This is a genomic window from Halomonas sp. SIMBA_159 (assembly GCF_046536035.1).
Lineage (GTDB): Bacteria > Pseudomonadota > Gammaproteobacteria > Pseudomonadales > Halomonadaceae > Vreelandella > Vreelandella venusta_A.
The window spans coordinates 1-258 of sequence record NZ_JAWJBT010000959.1 but is presented as its reverse complement, the minus strand read 5'-3'; the positions used below and the strand labels follow the sequence as shown (position 1 = coordinate 258).

Here is a 258-nt window from a genome sequence, read left to right as displayed (position 1 = left end):
GGGAGATATCGACGCAGTTATCTCCGATTGTCGCCAGGGTTTTCATCTCTCATCCTCCGGCAGCAGCGCGCGAAAGCGTTCCAGCGCCTGGCGGGCATAGAGTCTGGGCTCGTTCATATACATCGTCACCAGCTCCACCGTACAGTAACCCTCATAGCCCCGCTCAATAATATCGCGCATCAGTTCCCGCAGCGGCATTTTGCCTTCTCCAGGAATGTAATGCGTGTCGCTGGCCCCGTCGCTGTCGACAATATGCAG

1 protein-coding gene is annotated in these 258 nt (G+C 56.6%); it reads right to left on the bottom strand.

The window, feature by feature from the left end; genetic code table 11:
* Positions 1-42: 42 nt before the first annotated feature.
* The coding region (locus tag R0J87_RS22095) for a TIM barrel protein (RefSeq protein WP_498888993.1) at positions 43-258 on the bottom strand (216 nt) is incomplete at its 5' end.